This window comes from Streptomyces sp. NBC_01428, assembly GCF_036231965.1.
GTDB lineage: Bacteria > Actinomycetota > Actinomycetes > Streptomycetales > Streptomycetaceae > Streptomyces.
Genome location: NZ_CP109499.1, coordinates 1712714 through 1724519, shown reverse-complemented (window position 1 = coordinate 1724519; position 11806 = coordinate 1712714). Strand labels below are relative to the sequence as shown.

At 71.6% G+C, this 11806-nt stretch carries 10 protein-coding genes, 1 tRNA gene and 1 pseudogene; 10 read left to right on the top strand and 2 right to left on the bottom strand.

Features of this window, described 5'->3' with window-relative positions:
- Positions 1 to 36: 36 nt before the first annotated feature.
- The gene (locus tag OG406_RS07510) at positions 37 to 1635 is read right to left on the bottom strand and encodes an MFS transporter (protein WP_329184851.1); all 1599 of its coding nucleotides are present in this window, start codon (positions 1633 to 1635) and stop codon (positions 37 to 39) included.
- 197 nt (positions 1636 to 1832) lie between these two features.
- Between OG406_RS07510 and OG406_RS07505 the strand changes: the two genes are divergently transcribed.
- The 9 genes from OG406_RS07505 to OG406_RS07465 all read left to right on the top strand — a co-directional run bounded on the left by OG406_RS07505 (position 1833) and on the right by OG406_RS07465 (position 8598).
- On the top strand, positions 1833 to 2468 hold the full coding sequence (locus OG406_RS07505; RefSeq protein ID WP_081220514.1) for a TetR/AcrR family transcriptional regulator: 636 nt from the start codon (positions 1833 to 1835) through the stop codon (positions 2466 to 2468).
- Between the two features lie 193 nt (positions 2469 to 2661).
- Positions 2662 to 2748, top strand: a tRNA-Arg gene (locus OG406_RS07500).
- 78 nt (positions 2749 to 2826) lie between these two features.
- On the top strand, positions 2827 to 3768 hold the full coding sequence (locus OG406_RS07495) for a diacylglycerol/lipid kinase family protein (RefSeq protein WP_329184850.1): 942 nt from the start codon (positions 2827 to 2829) through the stop codon (positions 3766 to 3768).
- A gap of 144 nt (positions 3769 to 3912) precedes the next feature.
- Positions 3913 to 4488: a hypothetical protein gene (locus OG406_RS07490; RefSeq protein WP_329184849.1), complete on the top strand. Its 576-nt coding sequence runs from the start codon at positions 3913 to 3915 to the stop codon at positions 4486 to 4488.
- A gap of 59 nt (positions 4489 to 4547) precedes the next feature.
- Positions 4548 to 4709 carry a hypothetical protein gene (locus OG406_RS07485; RefSeq protein WP_329184848.1) on the top strand — a complete coding sequence of 54 codons (162 nt, stop codon included), beginning with the start codon at positions 4548 to 4550 and terminating at the stop codon, positions 4707 to 4709.
- 183 nt (positions 4710 to 4892) lie between these two features.
- The gene (locus OG406_RS07480; RefSeq protein ID WP_329184846.1) at positions 4893 to 6797 is read left to right on the top strand and encodes an alkyl/aryl-sulfatase; all 1905 of its coding nucleotides are present in this window, start codon (positions 4893 to 4895) and stop codon (positions 6795 to 6797) included.
- Between the two features lie 217 nt (positions 6798 to 7014).
- Entirely contained in the window at positions 7015 to 7434 is a 420-nt protein-coding gene (gene panD / locus OG406_RS07475) for an aspartate 1-decarboxylase (protein WP_329184844.1), read from the top strand.
- A 67-nt stretch (positions 7435 to 7501) separates the two neighbouring features.
- The gene (locus OG406_RS07470; protein WP_081221938.1) at positions 7502 to 7846 is read left to right on the top strand and encodes a GNAT family N-acetyltransferase; all 345 of its coding nucleotides are present in this window, start codon (positions 7502 to 7504) and stop codon (positions 7844 to 7846) included.
- Entirely contained in the window at positions 7846 to 8598 is a 753-nt protein-coding gene (locus tag OG406_RS07465) for an aspartate/glutamate racemase family protein (RefSeq protein ID WP_329184842.1), read from the top strand. The genes OG406_RS07470 and OG406_RS07465 overlap by 1 nt, the downstream gene beginning before the upstream one ends.
- 777 nt (positions 8599 to 9375) lie before the next feature.
- Here OG406_RS07465 and gndA read toward each other — a convergent pair.
- Positions 9376 to 10815, bottom strand: coding sequence for an NADP-dependent phosphogluconate dehydrogenase (gene gndA, locus OG406_RS07460; protein WP_266617676.1), 1440 nt, complete (start codon positions 10813 to 10815; stop codon positions 9376 to 9378).
- 560 nt (positions 10816 to 11375) lie between these two features.
- Here gndA and OG406_RS39395 point away from each other — a divergent pair.
- Positions 11376 to 11666: pseudogene (locus OG406_RS39395) on the top strand (transglycosylase family protein); the annotation flags it as partial.
- Positions 11667 to 11806: the final 140 nt, after the last annotated feature.

Below are 11806 nucleotides of genomic sequence, written 5' to 3'. Positions count from 1 at the left end.
CGTCCCGTCCCACGGGAGTCGTACCGGAGCCGGACATCAGGAGTGCTGTCCCGCGGTCTCGACCGGGAGGTCGTCCTGCCCGTGGTCGTGGTCCACCGCGGGCGCCTCGGCCTGGTCGGCCGGCCGCCTGCCCTTGAGGAAGATCAGCGCGAACAGCCCGCCGATCAGGGCGCCGGCGCCGGCGATCTCCATGGCGATGTGCATGCCCTCGACGTAGACCGGGCTGACCGCCTCCATCACCGTCCCCCGGATCTGCGGGGGGAGGGCTGCGACACGGGACAGGTCGCCGTCACCGAGCAGCTCGACGGCCTTGGCCTGTGTCTGGGCGGGCAGGTCGGTCCCGGCCAGCGCGTCGGGCATCCCGTCCCGCAGGTGCCGCAGGAGCAGAGCGCCGGCGAGGGCGACCCCGAAGACGGTGCCGACCTGGCGGAACGTGTTGGAGACGCCGGACGCGGTACCGGCCTGTTCCGCCGGTACGGACCCGAGGAGCGCGACCGTGGCGGGCGCGCCGGTGAACGAGACGCCCACGCCGAGGAGGGCCAGTGACCACCAGTAGCTGCCGAATCCGGACCCGACCTCCAGGACCGTGAGCCCGAAGAGGCCGCCGGCGGACAGTGCGGAACCGATGGCGATCGGCAGTCGCGGTCCGACCTTCGCGGCCACGATGCTGGCGGCGAACGAGGCGATCATGATCGGCACCGTGAGCGCGAGGAACCGCACCCCGGTCTCGATGGAACTGAGCTGGTTGATGCTCTGCAGATACAGCGTGAGCAGGAAGATCGCGGCGAACAGGCCGAACAGGCTGAGGAAGTTGACGATGCCCGCGACGACCACGATCGGGCTGCGGAAGAAGCCCATCGGCAGCATGGGGTCGGGGTGCCGCAGCTCCCACAGCGCGAAGAGCAGCAGCGTGACGACCGACCCGGCGAACGACCCGAGGATGATCCCGGACGTCCAGCCCCTGCTGTTGCCCTCGATCAGGCCGTACGCCAGCGCCGCGATCGTCGTGATGAACAGCAGCTGTCCGACGAGGTCGAGACGGCGCTTCCGCGGGGAGCGGTTCTCGGTGAGGAGCTTCGCGAGGACGACGGTGGCGATGACCCCGACGGGCGCGTTGACCCAGAAGATGCTCTGCCAGCCGTAGTGGTCGACGAGCACGCCGCCGAGCACGGGACCGGTCGACAGCGCGATGCCGCCGACGCCGGCCCAGATGCCGATGGCCTTGGCGCGGTCGGCGGGGGCGGTGTAGGCGGCGGAGACCAGCGCGAGCGACACCGGGATCATGATCGAGCCGCAGACCCCCTGGAGGGTACGGCCGAGGAGCAGCACCCCGATCGAGTCGGACAGCGCGCAGATCACGGAGCTGAGGGTGAAGCCGATCAGGCCCGCGAGGAAGATCTTCTTGCGGCCGAGGATGTCGCCCAGGGTGCCGGAGGTCAGCAGCAGACACGCGAAGGTCAGCGTGTAGGCGTCGATGATCCACTGGAGCTGGGTGATGTCCGTGGACAGGTCTTCCTGGATGTCGGGCAGCGCCACGTTCACGATCGTGGCGTCGAGATAGACCATGAACACGCCGAAGCAGAGGAAGGCGAGCAGAAGCCCCTTCCGCTGGCCCGGGGCGGTGGTGTCGCTCATCGCGGTTCCCTCGTATCAAGGTTTCGGGGACGGGTCTCAAGGACGGTGAGGGGCTGGTCCGGCTGTCTGCCAGGACGCTTCGAGGCTAATGACCGACGGTCAGTCAGTCAACTGGCCGACGGTCAGTCATTGAGGGACGGTAGATTGGAGGCGATCCCCGCGAGCCTGGCGGAGGATCCCGGACAGGAGGCGAGCCCATGGCGACGGCAGCAGAGACCCACCCCGGGAAGCCCGCGCGCCGCAAGCGCCGGACCATGAGCCCCGACGACCGCCGCTCGGCGCTGATCAGGGGTGCTTCCGAGGTCTTCCGGGAGAAGGGCTTCGCGGCGGCCACGGTCGCCGAGCTGGCCGAGGCGGGCGAGGTGGCCAAGGGCACCTTCTACCTCTACTTCGACTCCAAGGACCACCTGCTCGGGGCGATGTGGGAGGAGTACGTCGACGGCTTCCTGCGGGACACCCGCGCGATGCTCGACGAGGGCGGCGCCTGGTGGCCGAGCCTGGACCGGCTGATCCGCACGATGGTCGAGCACGCCGTCCACAACGCCGACCTGCACCGCATCGTCTACCGCTCCGCCAACGCCAAGGCGCTGGAGCTCTGCCACGCCTCCAACCAGCGCGTCGTGGACCTGATGTGCGACTTCGTCGCCCGCGGCTCGCTGGTCGGAGCCTTCCGCGCCCGCGACACCGGCCTCGCCTGCCGCCTGGTCTTCCACGCCGCGGACGGCCTCCTCGACGACTTGATCAGCCGCGACGAGCCCATCGACCTCGAAGAGGTCACCGCGTCCATCCTGGAACTGGCGCACCGAGGCCTCGGCGACCCGGACCTCGACTGAACCGGGCGATCGTCCGGAACGAAACGGAGCGCGTCCCGCCGGGGCGCGCTCTCGCGCGTCTTCCACCACGCCGACGATCCAAGGGCGCCGTCCTGTGAGCGTCCTGAGGTGCCCGTCTCAGGAGAATGTCAGGCGCATGCGGAAGTGTCTGCGGTGCACCGGGGAACGGACGAGAGCCCGCCGACCGGAGCGAGGAGAGGTACCCGAAGCGGCCCAACGGGGTACCGAGGCGACTTGGTTCGGGTTTCGGCCCGCGCAGGTTCGAATCCTGCCCTCTCCGCAGCGTGTTCCCGAGCGGCGCCGCCGGACTCCGGCGGCGCCGCCGTGCTGTCCACCCCGGCTTGGAGTGCCCGTCGTCATGAGCGCCCCGTTCGCATCGGTCCTGGTGATCGCCAACCCCGTCTCGGGAACGTACCTGCCCGAGACCGCCGAGACGGTGCGCCGCCGGTTCGCCGACGCCGGTCACACCGTCACCCTCGCGGTCACCGAACAGGCGGGCCACGCACGCAAGTTGGCCGCCGAGGCGCTGGCTCCCGACGGACCCGGCATCGTGGTCGCACTGGGCGGCGACGGAACGGCGCACGACGTGGCCGCGGGCCTGGCGGGCGCCGACACCTCCGCGTCCCCCCACGCGGCCCGGACACCCGCCCTGCTGACCCTGCCCACCGGCACCGGCAACTCCTTCTACCGCGAGATCTGGGCCGACCGACCCTGGCGTGAAGCCCTCGAACTCGCCGTGACGGCACCGCACTTCCGCGCGATCGACCTGGCGCGAGTCGCGGAGAACGGGGCGTCGGCCCTGCTCGGCGCCTCCACCGGCGTCGTCGCCCAGTCCCTCATCACGGCCCGCGACATCACCGACGCCGGCCGCGAACGGTACGAGAAGGCGGTCGCCACCTCCCTGCGTACGTTCACCCCCTACCCGGGCCGGGTCCTGGTCGACGGCGAGGTGGTGCAGGAGGGCCCGACCGTCTTCGCGAACGTCGGCGGCGGCCGGCACCGCGGCGGACGCTTCAAACTGCTCCCGCACTCCGTCCTGGACGACGGCCTCCTCGACGTATGCGTCGTCGGCACCGCCCTCCCGTTGCGGGAACTCCCGGCACTCTCCCGCGACGGCGGCCACGTCGGCCGCGAGGGAGTGGTCTACGCCCGCGGCCGCTCCATCGTCGTGGAACGCACGGACGGACACCCTCTCGTCTTCGAGTACGACGGCGACGTACTGGACCTACCGGGCGAGCGCTTCACGCTGGACGTGATGCCGGGGGCGCTGCGGGTCGTGGCGCCGTTGCCGGGGCGGTAGGTGAGGGAGCGCGGGGGTGCGCCGCTGCCCCTTCCTGAAGGCTGTCACCCTGCACGAGAATCAACACGACCGTATCCAGGGTGAGGAGACGACCCGTTCGCTGCTCCTCGTGGCCCGGGCACCCACCGCATCGAGGATGAACCCTTGACCCCGTACTCCCTGGCGTTCTACGTCGACGTCGTCACCACGGCCGGCGTGCTCGGCGTGGGGCCGGCGGACTCGCCCGAGCGCGTCACCGAGGTCCTGGGGCCGGACTTCGCCGAGAACGTCTCCGGCGACCGCACCATGTGGCGCGACTACGGCCTCGCCGAGTTCTTCTGGGGCCGCGCGTCCTCGGCCCTTCCCTGGTCGGGCAGCCACGTCTCCCTCCAGGTGCACAGGCTCGCGTATCGCGACCCGGGGCTTGTGAACGAGGCGATCCGTGCCCAGTACGGGCGGTTCACTCCCCGGCTGCGGTTCGAGAAGCTGCGCCGTCTGCTGGAGCACCGCGGCGTTCCGCTGCTCGAAGTCCCCGAACCTCCTGCGAACTCGCCGTACTTCCGCACGTACTGGCAGCCCGCTTCCCAGGTCGCGGTGTCGGTCATAGGGACCCATGGCGAGTACAGCACGCCACGCAACCTGCGGGTCGGCGACGTCTACAAGATCCAGTCCCCGGTCTCGGCCGACGAGGTCGAGTGGAGGAGGGCGCGCGTCGACGCGGACTGGCGCTGGCCCGGGTGAGCCGCACCGGATCACGGTCCTGACCGCCGACACCTCGTGAGCTCGACGACTCCGGCACGGTGGCGGTCCTCACCGATCCGGCGGTCGCCGGGCAGCTCGGGCAGGCCCCGGACGGCGCCCCCGGCATCCGCTTCGTCTGCGTCACGCCGGCGACGACCTCGACCCTGGCGCCCGACGGGCCGGACGTCGCCCTTCCGGTCGCCACCGGTCGTGCCTGGTGAAACGGCACGGAGCCGTGCGGACGGCCGCGGCCGCACGCCCTCTCGCGGGATGGCGCCTTCACCCGAACAGGCGACCTGCCTCGCCGCCCGGAGCGTCCGGGGGGAGGGTGGTTGCCAGTCGAACCGGCCCACTGCCACCGGCGCTCCAGACGGGTCCCGGGCGGCGGGGCAGGAGGAGCCGTCATGGCCTACACGCCCAAGGGTGCGACGCCCGCCACCGGCGACGCGAACCGCGCGGCCCTCGCCCGGTACGCCATGGACGACCGACAGGACTTCCTCGACAGGGACCGCGGCTACCTCGCCCCGTTCCCTGACAAGCTGTACGCCGCCGACGGCCGCGTCATCTTCGACGCGAGCCGGTTCGACTACATCGCCGACGACGCCCCGGCGCCGGACACGGTCAGCCCCAGCCTGTGGCGCCAGTCGCAACTGATCCGCAAAGGCGGTCTGTACAAGGTCACCGACGGCGTCTACCAGGTGCGCAACAACGACATCGCCAACCTGACCGTGATCGAGGGCGACACCGGACTCGTCGTCGTCGACTGCATGGCATCCGTCGAGGCGGCCGCGCAGAGCATGGCCATGATCCGCGAACACGTCAGCGACAAGCCGGTCGCCGCCGTCATCTACACGCACACCCACATCGACCACTACGGCGGTGTCAAAGGAGTGGTCGGCGTCGAGGACGTGGCGTCGGGCAAGGTGCCGATCATCGCGCCGGGGACGATCGCCTCCTTCGACAAGCACGCCATCGGCGAGAACGTGATCGCCGGCAACGCGATGTCCCGCCGTGCGTCGTACGCCTTCAACAGCCTCCTCGACTACTCCGCCACCGGTTGCGTGACCTGCGGCATCGGCATCACGACCGTGCCCGGCGTCACGGTCTCGTACATCTCGCCCACGGATCCGATCACCGAGACCGGAACCAAGCGCGACCTGGGCGGCCTGGAATTCGAGTTCCTCTACGCCCCGGACACCGAGGCGCCGGAGGAAATGCACATCTGGATCCCGCAGTTGGGTGCGCTGACCTGCGCCGAGAACGCCAACCACTCGCTGCACAACATCCAGACCCTGCGCGGCGCCCGCACCCGTGACGCCCGCAACTTCGCCCGGTACCTCGACGAGACGCTGGAGCGGTGGGGCGACGAGGTCCAGGTGCACTACGGGCCGCACACCTGGCCGGTGTGGGAGAACGCGGCGGTCACCTCGTTCCTGGCGTCGCAGCGCGACACCTACAAGTACATCCACGACCAGGCGCTGCGCCTCGCGAACAAGGGATACACGCCCTTGGAGGCAGCTGAAGTCATCGAACTGCCCGAGGAGTTGGGCCGCAAATGGTTCAACCGCGGTTACCACGGCACGCTGCACCACGACGTCCGCGCGGTGTTCACCAAGGAACTCGGCATGTGGGACGGCGACCCCGTGTCCCTGCATCCTCACCCGCCGACCGAGTCGGCCCGGCGCCTCGTCGCACTGATCGGCGCCGAGAAGGTCATGGCCGAAGGACGCCGGGCCCACGACGCGGGCGACTACCGGTGGGCCGCCCAGATCCTGCACGCTCTCGTCTTCGCGCAGCCGGAGAACCAGGCGGCCCGCGACCTGCAGGCCGACGCCTACGAACAGATGGGCTACCAGGCCGAGGGCCCGCAGTGGCGCGGCATCTTCCTGACCGCGGCCAAGGAACTGCGCGAAGGCGTCCAGCCCGCCACGTTCGCCACGGCGAGCCCCGACACGATCCTCGCCATGCCCATCGACATCCTCTTCGACTACGCCGCCGTCCACCTGATCGGTGACAAAGCCGCTCAGGCCGACCTGCGCATCGACTTCGCGTTCGCGGACGTCGACGAGACGTGGACGATGTGGGTCGCGCGCGGCGTACTCAACGCCCGGCGCGGAGCGTCCCCGAACACACAACTCACCGTCACCGGCCCCAAGGCGGCCCTGGTGGGCGTACTGCTGAACCCGGCGAGCGCGGCCTCGCTCGCCGAGGCCGGAAGGATCGCCCTCGACGGCGACGGCGGCGCCCTTCAGACGCTGGCCGAGCTCATCGACACGTTCGACCCCGACTTCGACATCGTGACGCCCTGAACGAAGGGTCGGACGCCAAGTGTTCAGTTGCCCGATTCCGTACACGAGCGCGCGGCGCGGCTCAGGCGCAGGGCCGGGCGCTCGATGTCGTGCGCGTTCCTCCGGTCTCCCCTGAGTTCCTCTGAACTCCTCGGGGGTCGAAGGCGTGCCGATGTAGAGTGTCGGCAGCCTTTGACCTGCAGAAAGCAGGCAGGGAGCCGTCTTTCAGGAGTCCGACATGCTGCGCACCATGTTCAAATCCAAGATCCACCGTGCCACCGTCACCCAGGCCGACCTGCACTACGTCGGATCCGTGACCATCGACGCCGATCTGCTCGACGCCGCCGATCTGCTGCCCGGTGAGCTGGTCCACATCGTCGACATCACCAACGGTGCCCGTCTGGAGACGTACGTCATCGAGGGGGAGCGCGGGTCCGGGGTCATCGGGATCAACGGGGCCGCCGCCCATCTCGTGCAGCCCGATGATCTGGTGATCATCATCAGTTACGCTCAGGTCGATGACGCCGAGGCGCGGGCGCTGCGGCCGCGGGTCGTGCATGTGGACCGCGACAACCGGATCGTCTCCCTCGGTGCCGATCCGTCCGAGCCGGTCCCGGGCTCGGACCAGCAGCGCAGCCCCCAGGCCGTCACCGTCTGAACCACGGCGTCCGTGTCACGCGGCGGCGGCGCCGCAGCACCTGGAACCGAGGAACCGAGGAGTGGCCGTGAGCGACATCGAGATCCGTGACGACCGGCCGGCCGGACGCCTTGAGGCGTTCGCCGGCGACGAGGTGGTCGGGCACATCGAGTACTTCGTCCTGGAGGAGCCCGCCCGCGCCCTCGTCCCGGTCCACACCATCGTGGAGCCCGAGCACGAGGGTCACGGCATCGCGGGCTCCCTCGCCCGCGAGCTGTACGGCATCGCCGCGCGCGAGGGCATCGTGGTCGCGCCGCTCTGCCCGTACGTCGTGAAGTGGGCGGAGCGCCACCCCGAGGAGGCTCCCGCGGCCGATCCCGCGCTGCGGCGTGCCGCACTGGAGTGGCTCAAGGCGCACCCCGGACGCTTCTGATGTCCGGGGCACCGTCCCCGGCGGCGTCCCGAGCACCTCTTCCCGCGTCGCCCGGACCACTCGCGCTGCTGCACACCTCACCGGCCCACATCCCCGTCTTCGACGCCCTGCGCGACGAGGACCACCCGGGCCTGGACCTGCGGCACTTCGTCGCCGAGGACCTGCTGGCGCGCGCCCGGCGTGAAGGCCCCGACGCGGTCGCCGACGACGTCCGGGCCCTGCTCGGCGAAGCCGTCGCCGACGGTGCCCGGGCCGTGCTCTGCACCTGTTCGACCATCGGCGGCGTGGCCGAACGGACCGACGCCGGGGTGCCCGTGCTGCGCGTGGACCGGCCCATGGCCGCCGCGGCGGTCGCCGCAGGCCCGCGGGTCGTCGTCCTCGCGACGGTGGCCAGCACGCTGGAGCCGACGGTCGCCCTCGTCGAGGAGGAGGCCCGCCGCGCCGGACGTCGCGTCGAGGTCCGTACGGTGCTCGTCGACGGCGCGTGGGCCCTGTTCGAGGCGGGCGACACGGACGGCTGCGCCCGCGCGGTGGCCGACGCCGCCGACGCGGTCACCGGCGCCGACGCGATCGTCCTCGCCCAGGCGTCCATGACACCGGCACAGACCCTGACCACCACCGCGATCCCGGTCCTGTCCAGTCCCCGCCCGGGCCTGGCGGCCGCTGCCTCCGCCGCCGAGTGCCCGCCCCGGCCCGGCTGGACCGGCACCGGCGACGCCGGCTCGCCCCGGGACCGTCGCCCCCTGCGCTGAGCGACCGGCACCGCCGCACGCCCCGATGCCCGTAACCAGCCCCGGAGAGCCGCTCGCCCGGCGGTGGCCCTGCGCGACGGCCAGGGCCACCACGCACGGCCAACGCGACCTCCGCGCCCCGTCGACATGGTTCATGTGCCGACCGGCCGACGCCTTCGGCCCGCCTCCCGGGTCTCCCGTCCCTCCCCGGCCTCCAGCCGCCCCCACCGCCCGGCCGCCCCGCCGGTCATCCCCGCGCCCCGCTCCCCGCAGCCCCCATTGCCCCACCTGGCCCGCATCCCTCGCGCGACGGGGTGAGTGCATGGTCGGCTGCTGGGTACGCGGGGAACAGTCCAGGGCCGACGTACCGAATGGCTGGAGGACCGCCATGACGCAGCCGTATCCCGACCCCGTACCGCCGGGGCCCACTCCCGGGCCGAGCCCCGAGCCGCCGGGACCTTCACCCTTCCCGGACCCGGTGCCGAACCCCGGTGGCCCCGATCCCTCGCCCGGGCCCCCGAGGCCCGACCCGACCCCCGGGCCGGGCGGCCCCGAGCCCGTACCCGGGCCGGAGCCCGTCCCCTCACCGTCCCCGGTGCCCAAGCCGCCGGGCCCGGACCCCGTGCCGGAGCCGCAGCCGCAGCCCGGGCCGTTGTCCTGAGGGACGTCCGGCCCGCCGGGTGCGGGCCGCGTCCCAGGGGGCGCTGACCCCGCAGCACGGCCGAAGCCGCCACACCCCCGCTGGGGTGTGGCGGCTTCGGCCGTTCCGGAGCGTCCCTGCCGTCCGCTCGGGTGCGGCTACGCGTCGACCTCCGAGCGGTCCCCGCCCCACAGCGTGTGGAACGAGCCCTCCCGGTCCGTCCTGCGGTACGTGTGCGCTCCGAAGAAGTCGCGCTGCCCCTGTGTGAGGGCCGCGGGCAGACGCTCGGCGCGCAGGGCGTCGTAGTAGGCGAGGGCCGCGGAGAAGCCGGGCGTGGGGACGCCCTGGCGGGTCGCCGCGACGACCACCTCGCGCCAGTCGTCCTGGGCCGCGGCGATCTCCTGGGCGAACGTGTCGTCCGACAGCAGGCTCGGAAGGTCGGGGCGGGCGTCGTAGGCGGCGCGGATGCGGTCGAGGAAGGCCGCCCGGATGATGCAGCCGCCGCGCCAGATGGACGCCACGGCACCGAGGTCGATGTCCCAGTCGTACTCGTCGCTGCCCGCGGTGATCTCGTGGAAGCCCTGCGTGTACGAGACGATCTTCGACGCGTACAGCGCCTGCTCCACCCGGTCCGCGAAGGCCGCCGCCTCCGCCTCGCCGAGTTGCTGCGCCTTCGGGCCCGCGAGGCCGCGCGAGGCCTCACGCAGGTCGGCGTGCCCGGACAGGGAGCGGGCGAAGACCGCCTCGGCGATGCCCGAGACCGGCACCCCCAGGTCCAGCGCGATCTGCACGGTCCAGCGTCCGGTGCCCTTCTGCTCGGCCCGGTCCTGGACCACGTCGACGAACGGCTTGCCCGTCGCCTCGTCCACGTGCGAGAGCACCTCGGCGGTGATCTCGATCAGGTAGGAGTCGAGGCGGCCGGTGTTCCAGGTGCGGAAGATGTCGGCGATCTGCGCGGGGGAGTAGCCGGCGACGTCACGGAGCAGCTGGTAGGCCTCGCCGATGAGCTGCATGTCGGCGTACTCGATGCCGTTGTGGACCATCTTCACGAAGTGCCCGGCGCCGTCGGGGCCCAGGTGCGTGACGCACGGGGAACCGTCGTCGGCCTTGGCGGAGATCTTCTCCAGCATCGGGCCGAGCGAGGCGTACGACTCGGTCGAGCCGCCCGGCATGATGCTCGGCCCGTGCAGCGCGCCCTCCTCGCCGCCGGAGACGCCCGTGCCCACGAAGTGGATGCCCTGCTCGCGCAGAGCGTGCTCACGGCGCCGGGTGTCTGCGAAGTGGGCGTTGCCACCGTCGATGATCATGTCGCCGGGCTCCAGCAGCGGCGCGAACTCCTGGATCACCGCGTCCGTCGGGTCGCCCGCCTTCACCATGATCACCAGGCGTCGGGGCCGCTCCAGCGCCTCCACGAACTCCTTCGCCGTCTCGGCCGGGACGAACGTGCCCTCGTCGCCGAACTCCTCCACCAACGCGTTCGTCTTGGCGGCGGTGCGGTTGTGCACGGCGACGGTGTAGCCGTTGCGCGCGAAGTTGCGGGCGAGGTTGCGCCCCATGACCGCGAGACCCGTGACGCCGATCTGGGCTGAAGTGCTCATACGGTTTGGCTCCTAAGAATTCCGCTGGGTGGGCCGGGAGGAAGGAGAGAAAGTAGGGGAAGCGACAGGTACTGGTATCGGTGGGTCCTGTGTCGACAGGTCCCCGTGTCGGTCGTGTGCGTCCTCGCTGTCCGTCCCGCTCGTCAGTAGTGCCCCCAGGGCCATCCTGACGCGTCGGCGGAGTCCACGCAGAGGCACGCGGAAGAACCGGGTGCCGCCGTGAGGGCGGGTTTCGGCCAGGCTCGTGGCCCTCGACCGCCCGTCGCACGGGACGCGCACGCACCGGAACGCCTCCCCCGGATCGCGGATCCCATGCCCGCGACCTCGTCCCCGGCCCCTCGTCCGACCGGGGCATCCGATCCCCACCGGCCACGGACGGCGAAGAGACCCCGTCCCGACCGGAGCCGGGACGGTCACCGAGCGTGCCGGGCGGGAACGGGCGACCGGTGCCCTCCCGGCCCGTCAACCACCGTTCGGGAGCGACCGATTGCCGTCTTGTCCTGTCCTGTTCCCAACGCTTACTTTTGCCGCTCCTGACGCATGTCTAGGGGGGCTCCCTCATGGCCGTACGCGGTCGGCACCGCCGGTATCAGCCGAACAGGATCAACCGCGCCTCACTCACCGTCACGGTGGGCGGCGCGGGGATCGCGCTCCCGCTCGTCGGAACCGGAGTCGCCCACGCGGCCGATGTCGGCACCTGGAACAAGGTCGCCGCCTGCGAGTCCGGCGGGAACTGGAGCATCAACACCGGCAACGGCTACTACGGCGGGCTGCAGTTCAGCCAGTCCACCTGGGCGGCGTACGGCGGGACGGCCTACGCCCACCGCGCGGACCAGGCCACCAAGGACCAGCAGATAGCCATCGCCGAGAAGGTGCTGCGCGGCCAGGGGCCCGGCGCCTGGCCGGTGTGCTCGGTGCGCGGCGGGCTGACCAGGGGCGGCGGCACCCCCGACGTCCACCCGGCGGCCACCACCCCGCGGAGCACCCCGCA